Annotated in this window: 14 protein-coding genes; 5 read left to right on the top strand and 9 right to left on the bottom strand. The window is 63.5% G+C overall.

The genetic code is table 11. The features are described from left to right. On the top strand, positions 1-415 hold a 415-nt coding region (locus M3I56_RS31710), incomplete at its 5' end, for a type VI secretion IcmF C-terminal domain-containing protein (RefSeq protein WP_302057075.1). Positions 416-565: 150 nt separating this feature from the next. Here the strand turns inward: M3I56_RS31710 and M3I56_RS31705 are convergent. The 9 genes from M3I56_RS31705 to M3I56_RS31665 form a co-directional block, all read right to left on the bottom strand. Then, positions 566-1,885 (bottom strand): sigma-54-dependent Fis family transcriptional regulator, encoded by a 1,320-nt coding sequence (locus tag M3I56_RS31705; RefSeq protein WP_254357292.1) that lies wholly within the window; start codon positions 1,883-1,885, stop codon positions 566-568. Beyond that, on the bottom strand, positions 1,882-4,953 hold the full coding sequence (locus M3I56_RS31700; RefSeq protein WP_254357291.1) for a peptidase domain-containing ABC transporter: 3,072 nt from the start codon (positions 4,951-4,953) through the stop codon (positions 1,882-1,884). Before M3I56_RS31700 ends, M3I56_RS31705 begins: the two co-directional genes overlap by 4 nt. Positions 4,954-4,971: 18 nt before the next feature. Next, positions 4,972-5,724 carry a peptidylprolyl isomerase gene (locus M3I56_RS31695; protein WP_254357290.1) on the bottom strand — a complete coding sequence of 251 codons (753 nt, stop codon included), beginning with the start codon at positions 5,722-5,724 and terminating at the stop codon, positions 4,972-4,974. Between the two features lie 48 nt (positions 5,725-5,772). Beyond that, the gene (locus M3I56_RS31690) at positions 5,773-7,158 is read right to left on the bottom strand and encodes an HlyD family efflux transporter periplasmic adaptor subunit (protein WP_254357297.1); all 1,386 of its coding nucleotides are present in this window, start codon (positions 7,156-7,158) and stop codon (positions 5,773-5,775) included. A 22-nt stretch (positions 7,159-7,180) separates the two neighbouring features. Next, positions 7,181-9,043 (bottom strand): FHA domain-containing protein, encoded by a 1,863-nt coding sequence (locus tag M3I56_RS31685; protein ID WP_254357289.1) that lies wholly within the window; start codon positions 9,041-9,043, stop codon positions 7,181-7,183. A gap of 177 nt (positions 9,044-9,220) precedes the next feature. Then, positions 9,221-10,555: an efflux transporter outer membrane subunit gene (locus tag M3I56_RS31680; RefSeq protein WP_254357296.1), complete on the bottom strand. Its 1,335-nt coding sequence runs from the start codon at positions 10,553-10,555 to the stop codon at positions 9,221-9,223. 266 nt (positions 10,556-10,821) lie between these two features. Continuing rightward, the gene (locus M3I56_RS31675) at positions 10,822-11,091 is read right to left on the bottom strand and encodes a hypothetical protein (RefSeq protein ID WP_254357288.1); all 270 of its coding nucleotides are present in this window, start codon (positions 11,089-11,091) and stop codon (positions 10,822-10,824) included. Positions 11,092-11,414: 323 nt separating this feature from the next. Continuing rightward, the gene (locus M3I56_RS31670; protein ID WP_254357287.1) at positions 11,415-11,840 is read right to left on the bottom strand and encodes a DUF4399 domain-containing protein; all 426 of its coding nucleotides are present in this window, start codon (positions 11,838-11,840) and stop codon (positions 11,415-11,417) included. A 51-nt stretch (positions 11,841-11,891) separates the two neighbouring features. Further along, a complete protein-coding gene (locus M3I56_RS31665; RefSeq protein WP_254357286.1) occupies positions 11,892-12,317 on the bottom strand; it encodes a DUF4399 domain-containing protein in 426 nt (141 codons plus the stop codon). Between the two features lie 302 nt (positions 12,318-12,619). Between M3I56_RS31665 and M3I56_RS31660 the strand changes: the two genes are divergently transcribed. Genes M3I56_RS31660 through M3I56_RS31645 form a run of 4 tightly spaced genes read left to right on the top strand, consistent with a single transcriptional unit; the run spans position 12,620 to position 18,236 of the window. Beyond that, positions 12,620-13,924 (top strand): formylglycine-generating enzyme family protein, encoded by a 1,305-nt coding sequence (locus M3I56_RS31660; RefSeq protein WP_375541823.1) that lies wholly within the window; start codon positions 12,620-12,622, stop codon positions 13,922-13,924. Positions 13,925-13,960: 36 nt separating this feature from the next. Then, entirely contained in the window at positions 13,961-16,690 is a 2,730-nt protein-coding gene (locus M3I56_RS31655) for a xanthine dehydrogenase family protein molybdopterin-binding subunit (RefSeq protein ID WP_254357285.1), read from the top strand. After that, positions 16,687-17,208: a (2Fe-2S)-binding protein gene (locus M3I56_RS41425; RefSeq protein ID WP_254357284.1), complete on the top strand. Its 522-nt coding sequence runs from the start codon at positions 16,687-16,689 to the stop codon at positions 17,206-17,208. The genes M3I56_RS31655 and M3I56_RS41425 overlap by 4 nt, the downstream gene beginning before the upstream one ends. Further along, on the top strand, positions 17,205-18,236 hold the full coding sequence (locus M3I56_RS31645; protein WP_254357283.1) for a hypothetical protein: 1,032 nt from the start codon (positions 17,205-17,207) through the stop codon (positions 18,234-18,236). The genes M3I56_RS41425 and M3I56_RS31645 overlap by 4 nt, the downstream gene beginning before the upstream one ends. The last annotated feature ends 1 nt before the right edge of the window (position 18,237 follow it).

Here is an 18,237-nt window from a genome sequence, read left to right as displayed (position 1 = left end):
GTTCGAGTGGCCGGGCCAGTCGCTCGAGAACCTCTCGCACATCGAATGGCAGACCGAACAAGGCGGCCTGCGCACGGCGCTCGATGCACAGGGCCGGTTCGGACTGATCCGGCTGCTGGAGCGGGCGAAGGTCTCCCGGCAGGATAACGCGCGCTGGCTGCTCACGTGGACGCCGGAGGCAAGCCAGGGCATTGCGCTCAGGGCCCAGCTGCGCAGCGAGGCCGGCGCCGGACCGCTTGACGTCCTGCAACTGCGGCACTTTGCATTGCCCGCGCGCATCTTTCTGACCGGTAGCGCAAAGGCTGGGCCGAAGGCGACTGTCAGCGGTCCTCCGCCGCTGCCACCCGCAGCCATCGCGGCCGCGAACCACGCTGCAATGCCCCTGCCGCAAGGCGTTGTGCCGGAGGCGCAATGATGCTGGGCGAACTGTTCAGGACCCTCTTTCCGGCTGGAGATCCCACGGTGAAAAAACTGCCCGCCGCATCAGCCAGGTTAGAGGGCTCCCGGGCATGAACGGCCAAAAGCGCCAAGAGCCACGACAAAAAAGCACCGCTCGGCACCCAGCTCAAGACCCCTTCTCATGATTCACCTTATCGGCATGCCGAAAATCCTTAGAATGAATCCCATGCTTCTTAAGCAGCATCTGCAAATGTGATCGATTCATATCACAGCGCCTCGCAAGCTCCGCCACCGTGCCCCCAGTCTCCTGCAACCCACGCTCAAGAAACGCCCTCTCAGCCTCATCGCTAGCAGCACGCTTCGCATCGCTCAGTGACAGCGGCGCACCCGCCGCTTCAGCCTCCATCACCCGCAAAGCCAGCGCAGCAGGCTTAGGCCGGATATCATCGGGCAGATGCTCGATATCGGCCGTGTCGCCTGCAAGGCACGAAAGCCGATACACGAGATTACGCAGCTCGCGAATATTCCCCGGATAAGCGTACGTAAGCAGAAAGTCGCGCAGCTTGGGCGTAAGCTTCACTGGCCGTCGCTTGAGCTGCCCAGCAGCCTCATCGCCGAAATAAGCAATGAGCAGCGGAATCTCGTCGTTGCGTTCGCGCAGCGCCGGCAACGTCACATGAATCACGCTCAGCCGATAAAACAGGTCCTCGCGAAACTGCCCCTGTGCGGCGAGTTCGCGCAAGTTGCGGTTGGTCGCCGCAACGATGCGCGTGTCGACCCCAATGGGTTCATCGGAGCCCACCCGCTGGATCTCGTGCGCTTCGAGCACGCGCAGCAGCTTCACCTGCCCCTGCAGCGGCAACTCGCCGATCTCGTCCAGAAAGATCGTCCCCGTATGCGCGCTTTCGAACTTCCCTTTGCGATCACTCGACGCCCCCGTGAACGCCCCTCTGCGATGGCCGAACAACTCCGATTCGAGCAGGTTCTCGGGTATCGCGCCGCAGTTCACCGAGATGTATGGGCGGTCGGCGCGCGCGCCGTTGGCGTGGATCACCTTCGCCATCAACTCCTTGCCCGTTCCGCTTTCGCCGTCGATCAACACGGGCAGGTCGGTGGGCGCCGCCTTTTCCGCAATCTCCAGCGCGGCAAGCAGCTTCGGGTTGTCGCCGAATATGCCTTCGAAGATGAAGCTGCGCTCGATCAACGCCTCGCGCCGCCGGTGCGCGGAGGGCATGAGGGCGTCCGGCCTGGTCAGCGCATCGAGCGCTTCAGGCGCCTCCGCCGCCGCTTCGACGAAGCGCTCCTTGCGCGAGAGTTGCATGACTTCGTCGCGCAGCGCGTTCGACTGGTTCAAGAGTTTTTCGATGTCGGTGCGTTCGAGCCGCGGCGCCCAGCGCAGCGTGGAGCGCAGGATCTCGATCTTCTCGAGCAAGCCCGCATATGACACAACGGAACTGCCAAATCCGTGCGGGTCGAAGAGCTTCATGATGCCCCCAGCTGCTTTTGCACGAGCTGGTAATACATGCCCCTGCGCTCGACGAGTTCTTCGTGCCGCCCCTGCTCCACGATCGCCCCTTCGTAGAGCACGAGGATCTTGTCCGCCCGCATGATCGTGCTCAACCGGTGCGCGATGATGAGCGCCGTGCGGCCCTGGAGAATGTCATGCATGTTCGAAAGGATGTTGCTTTCCGACTGCGTGTCGAGCGACGAGGTGGCTTCGTCGAACACGAGCAGGCGCGGGTCGTGATAGAGCGCGCGCGCAATGCAAAGGCGCTGGATCTGCCCGCCCGAGAGGCCCACGCCGCGCTCGCCCACCACCTGCTCGTAGCCGAGCGGCAACTTGCTGATGAACGCGTGCGCATCCGCCATGCGCGCCACTTCCTCCATGCGCCGCCAGTCAGGCGTTGCATCGCCGCACGCGATGTTCTCCGCAATCGTGCCGGAGAACACGAGGTTCGTCTGCATCACGTAGCCTACCTGGGCGCGAAAGTACGCGTGGTCGATCGCGCTCATGTCGTAGCCATCCACGTTGATCTTGCCTTCGGTCGGCGCGTAGAAGCCCACCAGCAGCTTCGCGAGCGTCGTCTTGCCGGAGCCGCTGCGCCCGACGATCGCCACCATCTGGCCGCGCCCGACCGAAAAGCTGATGTTCTCCAGCACATAAGGCGTTTCGTTGCCGCCGTAGCGGAAATACACGCCGTCGAATTCAATGTCGCCCTGCAGGTCGGGAAGCAGCACGCGCGAACCCAGGTCGGCGGGCTTCTGCTCGGGCTCGATATCGAGCACGTCGCCTAGCCGCTCCATCGCGACCGCCGCATCGTTCATGAGGCTCCAGAGCCCGACGAGACCCATGAGCGGCGCGAGCACGCTGCCCATGAACGCATTGAACGCAATGAGCTGTCCGATGCTCAATTCCTGATCGAGCACGAGCGTGGCGCCCGCCCAGAGAATCACGATCGTGGTCGCGGCATTGAGCAACTGGCTGCCGAGACCGACCAGAATATGGAACGCCTGCGCGCGATACTGCACTTCGAGCGACTTCGCGTACTTGCGCTCCCACTTCAGGCGTACCGCTCTTTCTATCCCCATGCCCTTCACGGTTTCGACGCCGCCAAGCGTCTCCATCAGCATGGAGCGCGCGTCGGTGGACACGGCGAAGACTTCACGCGCGTAGCGCTTGATGCGCGGCGTGGCAATGGCGGTCAGCGCCATGATGGGAATCACGAACGCGATCAGCAGCAGCGTCAGCTTCACGTTGTAGAGGAACATGATCGTGAAGTAGATGAAGATCATCAGCAGGTTGAGCGCCGTCGTCACCGTCGATTCAGTCAGAAACGCGCGGATAGTCTGGTTCTCCTGAAAGCGCGCGAAGATATCGCCTGTTTTACGCCGCGCGAAAAACGAGAACGGCAACGACATGGTGTGCTTGAAGAACTGCGACATCATCGCGAAGTCGAGACTGCGCACCATGAAATTCGACAGATGCGCGCGTATCGTCGTCATGAGCTGCGTAAACACGTGCGAAATGATGAGCCCCACGATCAGGAGATGCAGCAGGCTCACATTCTGGTGGACGATCACGCTGTCGAGAATGTTCTGGATGATGAGCGGCGGCACCACGCCCAGCATCTGGATCACGAAGGTCGCGAGAAACAGGTGGGCAAGTATTTTCCGGTAGGGCAGCAGATATCCGATGAAGCGCACCCACGGCGAGCGCGTCGCCGCCTGCGCGCCCGTGGTCTCGCCCGCCGTGAACAGGAGGCACGTGCCGTTCCAGCCGCGCTCGAACGCTTCGACGCTCAGCTTGCGAAAACCGAGCGCCGGGTCGGCCACCCTCACCCACTGCTTCGACACGCCATATACGACGATGTAGTGGTAGCCCTCCCAGTGCGCGATGAAGGGCAACTCGAACCCTTGCAGCGCTTCGTACGTGCACTGCACGCCGCGCGTGGTGAAGCCGAGCGCTTCGCCGGTGCGCGCGAGACTGTCCAGCGTCGCGCCCTGCGTCGTCACGTTCGCGAGGTCGCGCAGCTTGCCGAGCGTCATGGGAATGCCGTAATGCCGGCAGATCATGGCGAGGCACGCCGCGCCGCAATCCATCTCTTCGGCCTGCTCGACCAGCACGAAGCGCTTGATCACGCGTTCGCTGAAGGTCGCGTCCGCCCCGCTGTCCACGGCAACGGGCCGGCTGCGGCGCTCGGCGAGCTTCTTCTGCCGCTGCAATTCGCGCTCGTTGAAGCGCACGCGCTCTTCCAGCACCTCGCGCAGCTTCGGGTTGCGCTCCAGCATGAAATGCACGGTCTTCTCGGGAATCACCAGCAGCCGGACATCAGTGAGCGCCGTGACGCTCGCGGGCTGATCCTGGCGAAGCAGGCACGCGCGTTCGCCGAAAATTTCCCCCGCGCCGAGCTTCGCAATCTGATAGACGCTGCCGTCTTCCTCGCGCGCAATAGTGACTTCGCCCTGGCGCACGACATACAGGCGCATGTCGCCGCCGGCGCCTTGATGGATGATCTCCTTGCCCGCGCTCACGCGCTTGACGCCCACGCTCGACACATACTCTTCCAGTTCGGCGCGCGAAAGCTTGCCGCGCAGGTCGAAGAGCCGCGTGACGAACCCGCCCGCGGAGCTGATGGCCACATAGCTCGTCACGAACGACTGCGCGGCGGGATTCGCGGCGAGCAGCGGTTCGAGCGCCGCGCGGGGGATGCAAAGCACCTCGGTCTTCGCGGAAGCGCGCACTGACACTTCGTGCCAGTAATCGCGCAGCATGGCGATTTCGCCGAACACTTCGCGTTCCTTGCGCACGCCGAGACTCATCTCCTTGCCGCGCTCTTCGGCGATGAGCCGCACGGAGCCCGAGCGGATCACATAGAGTCCGGCTGCGGGTTCGCCGCGCTTGCAGAGCGTGTCGCCGAATGCGTAGCTGTGCGTTTCGACCTGCGCGGCGAGACGGTCGAGTTCTTCGCGCGAAAAGAGCGAGAGCGGTTCGACCGATGCGAGAAAATCCACCAGCGACGGTGCGCTGGCAGGTAGGGGCGCCTGGGTGTCCATCAGCGTGGCTCTGCGCGCTCAGTGCGCGTCGATGATATGTTCTTGCGCGCGCTCCGCGAGCCATTCTTCGCGCAACAGCCGCCGCACCTCGGAAGCAACGTCCGCCTCGAGCAACGCCGGATGCTTTGCCGTCACGCAGAAAATTTCGAAGAACGAACCGTCCGGAGCGGGGAACGGGCCGAGCAGGTCGCCGACCTGCGCATTGAACACCTTCGCCTCGATGTCCGTTTTCAACGACCCGCGCAGCACCTTGCCGATCACGCCGCCGCGCTCGCTCGTGTCCGCGATCGAATGCTCGCGCGCCATTTCGCTGAACGCCTGCGGCTCGTCCTCCAGAATCGACATGACCTCGCGCGCCTTGCCTTCCGAGTCCACCACGATGTGGCTCACTTCGATGCTGTCGAATTTCGGCGAATTGAGCTTGAAATAGCTTTCGACCGCCTCGTCGTTGCAGATCAGGTTGAAGGTCTTCTCCTGATAGAGCGTGTCGGTAATGAAGCGCTCGAATTCATCGAGGCTGATGCCGAACACGTCCAGGTAGCGATTCATGTCCGCCGCGCGGTGCAACCCCCGCACGCGGCGAAACTGGTCGGCGCGTTGCTGGATTTCGTCGGGCTCCACCTTCACGCCCATTTTCTTCGCGGCGATGACCGTCAGCCGGTCGCGCACCTGCTGTTCGACCAGGCTCTCGAACTGCCCCGTGAGTTTCAGCGCGCGGATGAAATCTTCCGTGCCGATCGCTTCATCGTCGATCCGTACGATTGTCGTCATTGCGTTCCCCTGATTTCCGATTCCCGAATTTCGAACTGATTGGTGTCGTCAGCCAGCGATCTGCCGGAACGGGTCCAGCGCGAAATCGATCAGGCGCCGCTCGCGCACCACGATTTCGGCGGTTGCCGTCATGCCGTAGCGCAGCGGATACGTCGCGCCCCCAATCGAAAAATAGTCGCGCGCGAGACGCACGCGACCCTCGTAAACTGGCTCCTTCGTCTGCGCCTGCGGCTTCGTGGTCGGCGAAATATATTCGAGCATGCCGTCCACCACGCCATAGCGCTGATACGGAAACGCGTTGAATTTCAGCTTGACGGCCAAGCCCTCGTGCAGGAACGCGCGGTCCTGCTCCGCAATCGCCACCTTCACGACCGGGCGCGCGTTGGCCGGCGCAATGCCCCCGAGCGGCGTGTTCGCCTGGATCTTGTCGCCGGGCTGCGTCGTCGTCACGTCCGTAATCACGCCCGAGACCGGCGCGAGCACGAGCAGGAAGTTGTCCTTGTCGATGTTCTCGAAGCGGATGCGCGCCGCGGCGTCGGCGGCAAGGCGCGCGGTTTGCACCTGCAGGCGCAGCTTGTCCTCGGTATTGGCGATTTCGCGCTCCGTCGCGTCGTATTCGATGCGTAGCGACGTGAGCTGCCCGGCGCTGCCTTCGAGCTGCGCCTTCGCCTGGGCGAACTCGTGGCTCGTTTGCGCCTGTAATTCGCTGAGCCGCGCCTGCGCGATCCGGTAGTTGTTATCGGCCTGCAGGAACGCGCTGCGCTTTTCCTCGACCTGGCTTTGCGATACTCCGCCGCCGCCCGGCAGCGCAAACAGGCGCTCGTACTTGTCCTGGTCTTCCTTCGCGAGATCGCGCACGTGGCGCGCGTTGTCGATATTGCCGCGCGCTTCGTCGAGCTGGGCGTTCTCGGCCTGCTGGAGCTTGCTCGTGCCTTCCGCCACGCGCGTTTCATGTAGATGCGTTTCAACGTCCATCTGCGCCTTGAGCGCCTCGGCCTTGCGCTCCATGAGCGCCTTCTTCTCGGGGAATTCCTTCCAGTCGCGTTCGGCGTCGTCGAGTTTCAGGCGCGCGTCGAGCGCGTTGGTCGCCGCCTGGATCGCGCCGCGCGCGTTGATACGGCCAATGACGTCGTCCTTCTCCACGGGCTGACCTTCGGCGATGTAGATGTCCACCAGTTCCCCATCCACCGGCGCGTAGATGCGGCGCACTTCGGACTCCGGGGCGAGCGCCCCCTGCGCGCTCACGATGACATCGGCACGCCCGACGAACGACCACAGGAAGGCGCATACCACGAGCGCAACCATCGTGATGATCGTGGCTTCAATGAGGCGCCACGGGCGCGCGGTGAGGATCGCCACGCCTTCCTCGCTGTGGTCGCCCAGCGCCTCGCCAAGTGGGCGCGGCGGTTCGGGCGCCGCAAGTCCCCCCGGCATGCCGAGCGCCTTGCCCAGGCGCTCAATGAGCTGGCGCGGATTCACCATGCCCTCCCGCTTGCGCAAGCGTTTCGAGCGCGCCCGCATGGGCCGCGAACGGCGGCGTGGCGAAGTGAGCGGCAGCCAGACGGTCGTGCACGGCCTGCACGTGGCCCGCGTGCGCCTCGCTGTCGATCTGCTGATACTGGTCGACGTCGGCGCGCACGGCATCGAGCCCGGCGAGGCGCGGATAGCGCTGCGCGTAGTCGCTCAGCATCGCGGTGAGCGCGTCGAAGCGGTCGCTCGCGAGCGCGCTGTCGATTGCCTGGTGGATGCGGTCGAGCGCGGCCACATACACGGAGTCGTCGCTCTGCAGCTTGCGCAAGTGGCTGAGCGAGTCCGCATACACGACGGCAAACGCCGGCACATAGGCCGAGATCCGGTCGAATGCACGCTGATGCTCGCCGGGGTCGTCGTTCCAGCGGCTCGTCAGCGCATGGATCGGCGCTTCGTCGCGATAGATGCGGATCGGCGCCTGCGGGCCGCCCCGTCCCTGCACGAACGATTGCAGCGCGCCGATCCAGCCGATGTTTTCCACGAGCGGCGCGGCGTCCGGGTTGTGGCGCGCGAGTGTACGCATGTCTTCCACGATGGCGCGCGCACGGTCGAACGCGCGCGCGTTGATCGCGGCGACCCAGTCGGGCACGTCCGCCTTGATGAGCGCTTCCGTCCCCATCGCGCGCCACGTGCTGTCGTTCGGGTGGCGCGTGAGATATTGATCGGCCATGCGCGCCGCGCTTTCGAACTGTCCGCTCGTGAGCAACGCCTGCATGTCGCGCTGCGGCGCGCCCTGGAAATACGTGAGCGCGACAAGCGCGAGGATCACGGCAATCCCGCCGCCGCCCCAGCGCGCGAACGCGCCCATATTGATCTTCCCGCTGCCGCCCAGCGCTTCGCTCAGCTCGCTCAGGAAGACCTCGAGCCTGCCGCGCCGGCGTCGCGCGTCGTGCCCCGGTTCCGGCGCGGGGTGAGGCGCATCGGGGTTGATTTCGTCGTCCTGCGCGGGCGCGGGGGGCGTGCAGAAAATGTCGAGAAACGAGTGCGCGCTGCCAATGAAGGTCGTGCGGTCGGCGTCTTCTGCGAGCACCGACGCGCGGCGCTCGCGCGTCGCCGTCACGGTGGCATCGCTTCCACTCGTGCTCTCGAGGCCGACCCGGTAGACGAAGTGCTCGCCGCCAAAGGCGATCCGCTGGCCGTCTTCGAGCTTGACCGCGTGATCGTCGAGCCGCAGGCCGTCGAGGAACGTGCCGTTGGTGCTGCCGAGGTCTTCGACATACATCGCGTCGTCTTCGGCGTAGATGTGCGCATGACGCCGCGACAAGTAGTTCACCTGATGCGGATACGCGTCGTGATACTGCGAGAACGTCTCGTCGGCCTTGCTGACCAGGAACGGAAAACTCGTGACGACGATCTGCTGCAACCCGAGATCGGCGCGCTCCGGCGTGAGCGTCACCACGGTCGCCCGCACGGGCGCGCGTACCGTGCGCGGCGCGAAGCTCACGCGAAACGCGAGCGCGCCGGCAAAGCTGAGTTCGTCGCCGTCGTTGAGCACGTGGGGCTTCTGGGTGACTTCGATACCGTTGACCGCCGTGCCGTTCTTGCTGCCCAGGTCGGCGACGTAGGCCGCCGCGCCTTCGCGGAAGATGCGCGCGTGACGGCGCGAAACATCGACCACGACCTCGGGCCGCGCCGCGGCAAAAGGTGGCTGTGTCCGCCCGACTGCAAAAAGATCCTTGTCGATGCGGATTTCGCCCAGCTCCGCATGCGATATCGGCCGCAGCACGATATCGAACGTCCGGTCGAGCGATGTCTGGCTCTCGGCAATGGAAGCGGCGTCAGGCACCATGATTCCGCCAGCGATCAGCAGTTGTCAGCCAGGCCGCGCGTGGCGCAAGCGCCGCGTGCGCACTGACTCTCCGTGTGAAGCCGTGCGCCTTGCACATGGCGATCTGGGTGTGAGAAAAGTGTAGGCGACTGTTGGCTGGAGTCAAACAACTGGCGGGGCCCGCCGCAACGGGCGCGCTCACTTGACGGGCGCTGCCGGCACAGCGGAACTCGAGGCCACGTTGGCGACATCGACGTCGGGCCAGCCGCCGCCGATCGCCTTATAGAGGGTGACAGTGTCGCTCAGAATCAGCTCATGGTTGGCGAGAAGCGACTGTTCCGCATTAGCGAGCGAACGTTCTGACTCCAATACTTCGAGCTGCGACACGAGCCCTTCCTTCAACTGCGCCTCGACCTGCGCCGCGACGGTGCGCAGCCGCTCGTTCTGCTGCAGCAATTCGATGCGCTGCTTTTTATGCGCGTCGAGGTTCACGAGCGCGTTCTCGACTTCTTCGAACGCCGTGAACACCACCTGGCGATACTGCTGTTCGGCAACCTTGCCCTGGGCCTCGGTCGTCTTGATGTGGGCATGCACGCTGGGGTCGAACATCGGGAAGTCGATGCTCGGCATGAAGCTCAGCGTGAATACCTTGAACAGATCGGAGAGCGAGAACGCGGCTGTGCCGGCGCGGCCCGTGAGACTGATGGTCGGCAATTGCGCGAGCCGCGCGGAACCGACTTCATCATACGATTCGAGAATGCGGTACTGCGCGGCCACCACGTCGGGGCGGCGCCCCAGCAACTGCGCGGGCAGGCCCATGGGCACGTCCGGCAGCTTCACGCGCTCGCGCAACTGGCCCAGCGGCATCCTGAACTCGCCCGCGGGCACACCGACCAGCGTGGCAAGCGCATTTTCGGCGGTATCGCGCTCACGGTGCAGTTCCAGCAGTTCGTTCGTCACGCCATTGACTTCCGCGCCCTGCCGCAGCACCTCGGTTTTTGGCGCGACACCGTTTGCGTACATCTGCTGGTAAATAGTGAGAATCTGCTTGTTCCGCTTCAGCGTGTCTTCCTCGTCGCGGATCTGATCGTCGAACTGGAGGATCTGGAAATAAGTGCTCGCCACATTCGCAACGAGCGTCAAATAGCCTGCACGCCAATCCGCTTCGCTAGCGTGATACTCGGCCTTTTGGGCCTGCACGCTTTTTTCGACTTTGCCCCAGATATCGATGTCCCAGTTGACCTGAGTGGCGACGTTATAGGTCTTCGAGAGCGCTAGCCCCGTGCTCTTCTCATAATCGATACCCGCGCCCGCGTCGACCGTGGGAAGTGCACCGGCCTGCACTTCCCCGATCTGCGCGCCGGCCACGCCAATGCGCGCCGCCAGCACCCGGATATCGACATTGCCCGCAATCGCCTTTTCTATGAGTGTATTCAGGTAGGGATCGTCGAACTCTTTCCACCACTGCGGATTGACCGTATCGGCCGCGGAAAACGTGCGGCTCGTATGCGCCCAGGCGTCCTTCGCAGGCATGTCCGGGCGCTGATACGCAGGCGTACTCAGATCCGTGCAGCCGCACAGCGCCACCGCACACAACCCAGCCGTTCCGACGACGCGGGTCAGCCAGCGCGACGCGCCGCGACCTGCGTATGCGGCGGACGGCGAGAGCAGTGTGTTCACGATCGACTCCTTGAGCGGAATGCGATAAAGCACGGTGAAGGACGCGACGAAGAAGTGCAGCGGATGCGGTGGAGGGCGGCGCCGTGGAGGCGGGTAAGCCTCCACGGCTGGCAGCACGATCAGAAGTGGATCGTGTTGTGAGCCGTTTGCACGGGGTTGGTCGACGCGTGGAGGTTGTTCACGAACGCCACGTCGTTGCCCGTATTGGACAGGATGGTGTTCGTCTGGCCGATCAACTGCGATGCGGTGAAGTTGGTGGAGTCGACCTTCACGCTCGGCATCGTCGGATAGCAGACGGGCCACAGGCCCAGGCCGCCGCGCACGGCGCTCATTTCACGGCGGTCGAGTTCTTGTGCGACGCTCAGGTCGGCAATCATCAGCTTGCTCATGGCAGTTCTCCAGAAATGGATGGAACGGTGTTTGGGTTGTGAGCTGCAAGGTTGCTGGCTCGGGTCCAACAAGGCATGAGGCGTGCCAGGTGCACGAGCGCGCGAGCGCACGCCGGCGCAACGCCCGCTGCATAAGGACTGTTCTGGAATTCCCGGAGCCTTGCGCGCGGCGTGTGGCGCACGCGATCCATGCGTTGTGATGGGCGCGCGCCAACGCGTCGACCGGCTTATGTTGGCGTGCTTCGAACAGGGCTTTTCGGGGGAAGTGAAAGCGTCGCAAACGTTCGTCTATCGCCGCGGCGCGCGCGACCGGATCGTGTGGATCACTTAACGTAGATGGTGACTTTCTTCGAGTACACCGGCGGGTTGTGCGGCACGTGGTGCGCGTCGCCCATCAGCAGCTGCAGCGTATGTTTGCCCGGCGGCAACTGAAGCATGGTTTCGGTCTGGCCGGCGCCGAAGTGCAGGTGGTTGCGATCGGATGGAATGGGCTGATCCATCGGTGGCAAGTCCGTATCGACGAGCAGATGGTGGTGGCCCGTGTTGGGAAACTCGACTTCCGCAGGCGCCACGCCCATGTTGCGCAGCCCGAACCAGACGCGAAATGGCCGCCCGGCCGGCATGACCTGGCCGTCGTTGGGCCAGCCGATATAAACATGCGCGTTCGGGTCGGCCGGCGTCGTGCCTGCATGCGCCGCACCGCCCGCGAGCAGCACGAGGCTGGCAACAAAAACGAGGAACCTGTTCATGGCATGCACTCCCGCTTCTTTTGCGCTGCGGCTAAAGCCGGATGTCCTTCGCTACTTGACGGTGACCGTGATCTTCTTCGAGTACACCGGCGGATCGTGCGGCACGTGGTTGTAGTCGCCCATCAGCAACTGCAGCGTGTGCTTGCCCGGCGGAAGCTCGATCCGGGCTTCCGTTTCGCCAGCGCCGAAATGCAAATGATTGCGATCCGACGGGATCGGCTGGTCAAGCGGTGGGAGGTCCGTGTCGATGAGCAAGTGATGATGGCCCGTGTTCGCCTTGTTGATCCCCTTGGGGCAGACGCCCATGTTACGCAGGCCCATGCGCACCCAGAACTTGCCGGTGGGAATCGTCGCGCCGTCCGGCGGCCAGATGATGTAGACCTCCGCGCCGGGCGGCGACGGGGTGCGCTCCGCAAACGCGAGGCGCGGCATCAGGACGGCCGCTGCCAGGGCCAACAGGGTTGCTCTTCGTTGCATCTTTATGCTCCTCGTTCGGCAGACGGCGCGCGGCTTTCGAGTTCGGTGCGTGTTCTACAGCTTAGGACGGATTCAAGCGGATAGAGATAAATCGGCGCGGCGCGCGCGGGTGCCACCCAGTTACTGCATCGCCCGGCGTGCGTGCTATTTTGTAGTTGTGCGCAGGCAGTGCCTGTGCCGGCGGCGGCCCGCGTTTCGTGCGAGCGCGGCCGGCGACTGCCGCGGGGTAGCGCACCGTCGGCATTGAAAGGCGATGACGCCCGGGTATGCACCCGGGTTGGCACCTGATAGGGAGAACGAACATGTGGCGGCTAGTGTTGCCTGTGTGCCTCTTGATCTCGCTAGGCCTGACCTCGACGCTACGCTCGGCTGCGCCGGTAGCGCATAACCGCTCGACTCCGGCACGCGAGCAGCCGCGTCTCGAGCCGCAAGACCCTGGTGGATACGCAGGCGCCCACGCCGCGCTTGAGCGGGTCGCCGAGGCCAGCGCAGCGCGGCAACGCTATGGCGTCGCGATCGTGCGAGTCGGCCTGATGCCGAAAGACACCTCCCAGGAATACGAAATCACGTTCTGGAATTCGATCAAGGACAGTCAATACGCCAGCGACTACGAGGCGTATCTCAAGGCCTATCCGAATGGACGCTTCGCTCCGCTCGCGCAGGCTCGCCTGACGCGTTTGCGTGCGGAGGCATCGAAACCGGCTGCAGCGTCCGCCGCGCCCACACCGGTACCCGCGCCAGCGCCTCAGGCGAAGACACCGCCGCCCCCCGCCGCGCCGCCAGCCGCGCAGACCAGGGCAGCGCCCGCCTCCGCACCGCCGGCCGCGGCAACGGCTGCGGCCGCGGCGGCAGTCGCGGCGAAGGCCAATCCGGCGATTTCGAAACCGGGTCCGCACGACATTCAGGACTGCCCATCTTGCCCGGTGCTGGTTGCGGTGACGCCCGGCAACTTCACCATGGGCATCGACACCGACGATGCATCGGAGCGGCCCGCGCACCGCGTGACGATCAGCCATAGCTATGCGCTCGCGAAATATGCGGTGACCGTGGCGCAGTGGAACGCGTGCGTCGCCGCGAGCGCCTGCCCGCGCCTGTCGAACGAGAACAACGCCTCGCCGAACGCCCCCGTGCGCGACCTGAGCTGGGACGACGCGCAGCAGTACGTGAAATGGCTTTCGAAGGTCAGCGGCAAACCCTATCGCCTGCCGACGGAAGCGGAATGGGAATATGCCGCGCGCGCCGGCACCGAAACGCGCTACTGGTGGGGCAACGACATGCGCAAGGGCACGGCGAACTGCAAAGACTGTGGGCCGCCCTGGCACGTCGAGGCGCCCGACGACGTCGGCTCTTTTCCCGCCAATGCGTTTGGCTTCTACGACATGGCCGGCGGCGTTTGGGAATGGGTCAGCGACTGCTGGCACAACTCGTACAAGAACGCGCCGAACGATGGCCACTCGTGGGACGAGCCCAACTGCCAGGCGCGGGTGATCCGCGGCGGATCGTGGCGCGACGGCGCGGGCTATATGCTCGCCGCCACGCGCTTCAAATACGACAGCAGCGTTCGCTACGAAGCCAATGGATTTCGCGTAGCGCGCGACATGAAATAACGCAGATTACGCTGCGGGTCTCGCCTGGAGACGCACATGGCTTGCGATGTTCCGATTACTCGCCGGACATTCCTCAAGGCCATGGGGAGCGGCGCGGTCACGATGTCGGTCAGCTCCATCACCGCGTTCACGGCCGCCAGCCCAGCCGCACTCGCCGCGACGAGCGCCCATTCCGCACCACAGGCACCGAACGGCGCCCCCGACTGGGCGCCGGAGCCTGGCAAGGCGCGCTGGCGCATCGAGGGCGTGAGCAAGGTCACCGGCGCGAAGATCTACGCGCGCGATTACAAGGCGCGCGACTTCGACGGCTGGCCGAAAGAAGAAAACTGGCTATACGCCCTGAGATGCAATTGCGTCGACAAGAATTTCGAAGACTTCGACCTGAGCGTATTGCCGCACGATCTTCGCCCGATCGCCGTGGTATCCAACCAGACGTTGAATGACAATCGCATCTACCTCGCTGCCGAAAAGGATCCGGTAGCTAGCGAAGATATCTATCTTTTCGCGCAGAAGGGCAAACCCGCTAATTGCTACGGTCAGCCCGTCGCCTTGTTGATCTTCGAAGATTTCGATACGTATCGCCACGCAAGGAAACTGCTCGATTTCAACGAGTCGGTGATCCGTTACGGAGCAACGGTGCCGGAAAGCACCACGACCACCTTGTATCCATCCGCATCGAAGCTTTATGTGCGCGACGACGCGAAGTCGTTTTCGAACCTCCAGAGCAGTGGCCACGTCGACAAGACATTCACCGCCAGGTGCAACAGCATCAGTAAAGGCATTCTCAGTCTGGCCAGCGCCAAGGTCGACAGCAAGGCCTGGCACCAGTTCGATGGCGCCTTTAAAACGCCCGCAATCGATCCCGTCTTCATGGAACCGGAGTCGGGACTCGCGTGGTTTCAGGCGGATTCCGGTTGTCTGAACCTGGTGCTCGGCACACAATCGCCGCGCGGCGACTGTATATCCGCATGTAAGGTGTTCAAGGACAGCAATATCAACGTCAAGCACGTTCACGTGATCAGTTGCTACCCAGGCGGCGGATTCGGCGGCCGCGACGAATCGTATTTTCCCGTTTATCTCGCGCTCGCCGCGCCCTTCGCGAAGGGGGCGTTGCGTTGGCAGCAGTCGCGCCCTGAACAGTTTCAGGTCGGTTTGAAACGCGCGGAAACGGATTTCACGGAGTCCATCTGGCTCGACGATAGCGGCAGGCTCCAGGCGCTCGTCAGTTCCTTCAGCTTGAATGGCGGCGCCAAGGAAAATCTCACAGGCCCCGTTGGCGACCTTGCCGCCATGAGCGCCATGAGTTGCTACGACATTCCGCGCGCCATGGCGCAAAGCTTCGTGAGTTATACACCCGCGTTGTTCGGCGGCTCCCAGCGCGGCTTCGGCGGTCCCCAGGCCTATCTCGCCATCGAAACGCTCATGGACGAGGCCGCCCAGGCGCTGCACAAAAGTCCATTCGACATCCGGCACACCAACCTGCTCCGCAAACAGCACGGCAAAACGCTCACTGGCGCACCCATTCTGTTCGATCTGCAACTCGCCGACCTGCTGAACCGGCTCGAAGCGCACGAGCTATGGCGCAACAGGGAAAGCCTGCGCGCACAACGCCGCGCGCTCGGGTTGCGTTATGGCGTCGGGCTCGCCATGGCAAATCAGGCATACGGTACCGGCAAGGACGCCGTATTCGCGATGGTGCAGATTGAGCCGAACGCGGGCCTGCATGTACTCACGCATTACACGGACATGGGCAATGGCGCGGCGACCACGTTGGCCCTCGCGCCTGCCGCGTGCCTTGGGCAGAACGCGCAGAAAATCACCATGAACGAAGTCGAGGCGTTTCAGATTCCAGATTTCGATTACACCAAACTGGGCATCCTGGGCAAGACCGGAAGTAAAGCGATCTCGGCCCCCTTTGGTTCTTCGAGCGCCTGCCTCGGTGCGTTCCATCACTTTCAGGCCGTAGACCGCGCGGCAATGGTGTTGATGTTGCAAAGCGTGCTGCCTGCCGCACGCGCACTATGGCGCAACCCGCACATCGCGCGGCAAGACCTCAAGTGGACAAACGGAAAGCTGACCGCCGCGGGTCGCGAGCCCATTGGCTGGCCTGCGTTGCTCGACGAGATCAACCGCCGGCAGTTGCCTACCGTGGCCGCCGCTCACGTCACGTATGCGGGTGGGTTCTGGAAAAGCACGTACACGTTCGCGTCGGGCTCCTTCGAGATGGACTGCGACTTCATAGCCGTTGGCACCGATACGCACAATCTCAAGAGCTTGCCTCAAGGCAAGTTGCTGCCGCCAACCGATACGTTCAATTTCGGGCGCACGAACTATGCGCCTTCGGCCGCGCTCGTCGCGGTGTCCGTGAGCCCCGAAAGCGGCCACGTGAAGGTCGAACATGTCGTCACGACGCTCAGCGCCGGCCGCCTCATTTGCCCTGAGATCGTACAAGGCCAATCGCAAGGCGCAGTGGCCATGGCGATGAGCAATGTGTTGAGCGAGTCGTGTCCGCTGGACAATCACGGCCCCGGCAACGGCGAGTGGAATCTCGACCGCTACCTCATCACGCGCATGACCGACGTCCCACGGCAGGAACTGATCGCGCTGCCGCCGCCGGATGGAGACCATCACAGCGCGCGCGGCATCGGCGAGGCCGTGATGTGCCCCATTGCGCCGGCGCTGCTGAACGCGCTGGCCATGGCAACCGGGCATCGCTTCCGGGAAACCCCCGTCACGCCCGACAAGATACGCGAGGCCCTGAAGTGAGCGAAGCCGACGTCAAGATTCACGTGAACGGACACGCCGTCACGGTACTGGCCGCCGATACCGACATGAGCCTCGCCGAATATCTTCACGAGCGAATGGACCTGACGGGGACCAAGGTGTGCTGCGGCATCGGTGCGTGCCGTGCGTGCACCGTGGGCCTGCGCAGCAGCCGCGACGCGTTGATGGAAAAGACCCTGGCGTGTGCCACACCCGTGAGCGCGGTCGCGAATCAACATGTCTATACCGTGGAGAGCCTCGCGGACGGCAACAGGCTTTCGCCGCTGCAGCAGACTTTTCTCGAGTCTTTCGCGTTTCAGTGCGGCTACTGCACGCCTGGCTTTCTGATGGCGGCGACCGCCATGCTCGAACATGTGAAGGCGTACCTTATCAGCGCAAACCAGCTCGACGCGGAAATCGACACCTGGGTGGGGGGAAATCTGTGCCGCTGCACGGGCTACGTGAAGTATCGCGAAGCGATTCGCAAAGTCGCGCTAATGCAGATGAAAAGCGGGGGATGACCATGTCTCTGCGCGCCCGCCTGTTCGCTTTGTGCTTCCTCTTCGCCGTGCCGCTTGCTGCCTTTACCCATGAACAGACCTTGCTCGAATATGCCGATCAATGCGTGAAAGAAATTGGCGAAATCCCGCCGTTCAACTGCAATGACGGAACCGATATTCCCATTACGATCGATGGGAAACCGCCTGGGCCAAATGAGTCGCCGACGCGATGCGACAAGCCTTCATTGCTGAGCCCACGCGCCGAAGCAAAAGGTCAATGCGTTCCGTTTTCAAAAATCCTGAATCTATCGCGCGGCAACACGCAAATTTCCGCGTACTGTCGTCGCGATGTGCTGCGCGAAGACAAGAGTCAGTTCTATGACCTCGTAGTCGTCGTGGTGCATCACTCAGGCAACGGCAAGACCTGCTGGTTCGCGTCGAAGCCGCCGCCATTGCCGCAATCGCAAGCTGACGTGCCCGCAAGTAGCGGCATCGTTGCGACCCGCGTGCCGCCGCCAAACGAGAGAAAGCCGCCATCGGGACAGCCCTCCGCAGTCGAATTCTGGGCGACACCCGCCATGGTCGCCTCCAGCACTGCGGACAACCCCACCTGTCTAAAATGCCACGACGCGGGACCCTTTATCTTCAGCCCGTATATCGGGCAGGTGTGGGACAAGGTGCCCACCGACCCATGGGGGAAGTATTCGAGCATCGGGCAGGCTTTCTCGTCGTATCACCTCATGACGATGAGCACACCCGGCAACACCTGCGTTGGCTGCCACCGCATCGGCAGCGAGCAGAGCTGTACGGCTTATCTCGGGCTTTCAGTGGGCAAGCGGAACGCGCCAGGAGGCGACCAGCTTGCCTCCAGTTATCCACTGAACCACTGGATGCCGACCGACAACGCGATGAGCAATGAGCAATGGGACAAGGCAAACGTTGCGTCGGTCGAGGCCTTGCTGGCCTGCTGCAGAGATCCGGCGCACAAAGACGCGAATTGCGCGTTCACACCCATGCCTTCGAGTTCGACTAACCGGGCATTGCACTGAC

Source organism: Paraburkholderia sp. CNPSo 3281 (assembly GCF_024206515.1).
GTDB classification, from domain to species: domain Bacteria; phylum Pseudomonadota; class Gammaproteobacteria; order Burkholderiales; family Burkholderiaceae; genus Paraburkholderia; species Paraburkholderia nodosa.
The sequence above is the reverse complement of the archived record's forward strand: the minus strand, read 5'-3'. Positions and strand labels throughout refer to the sequence as shown.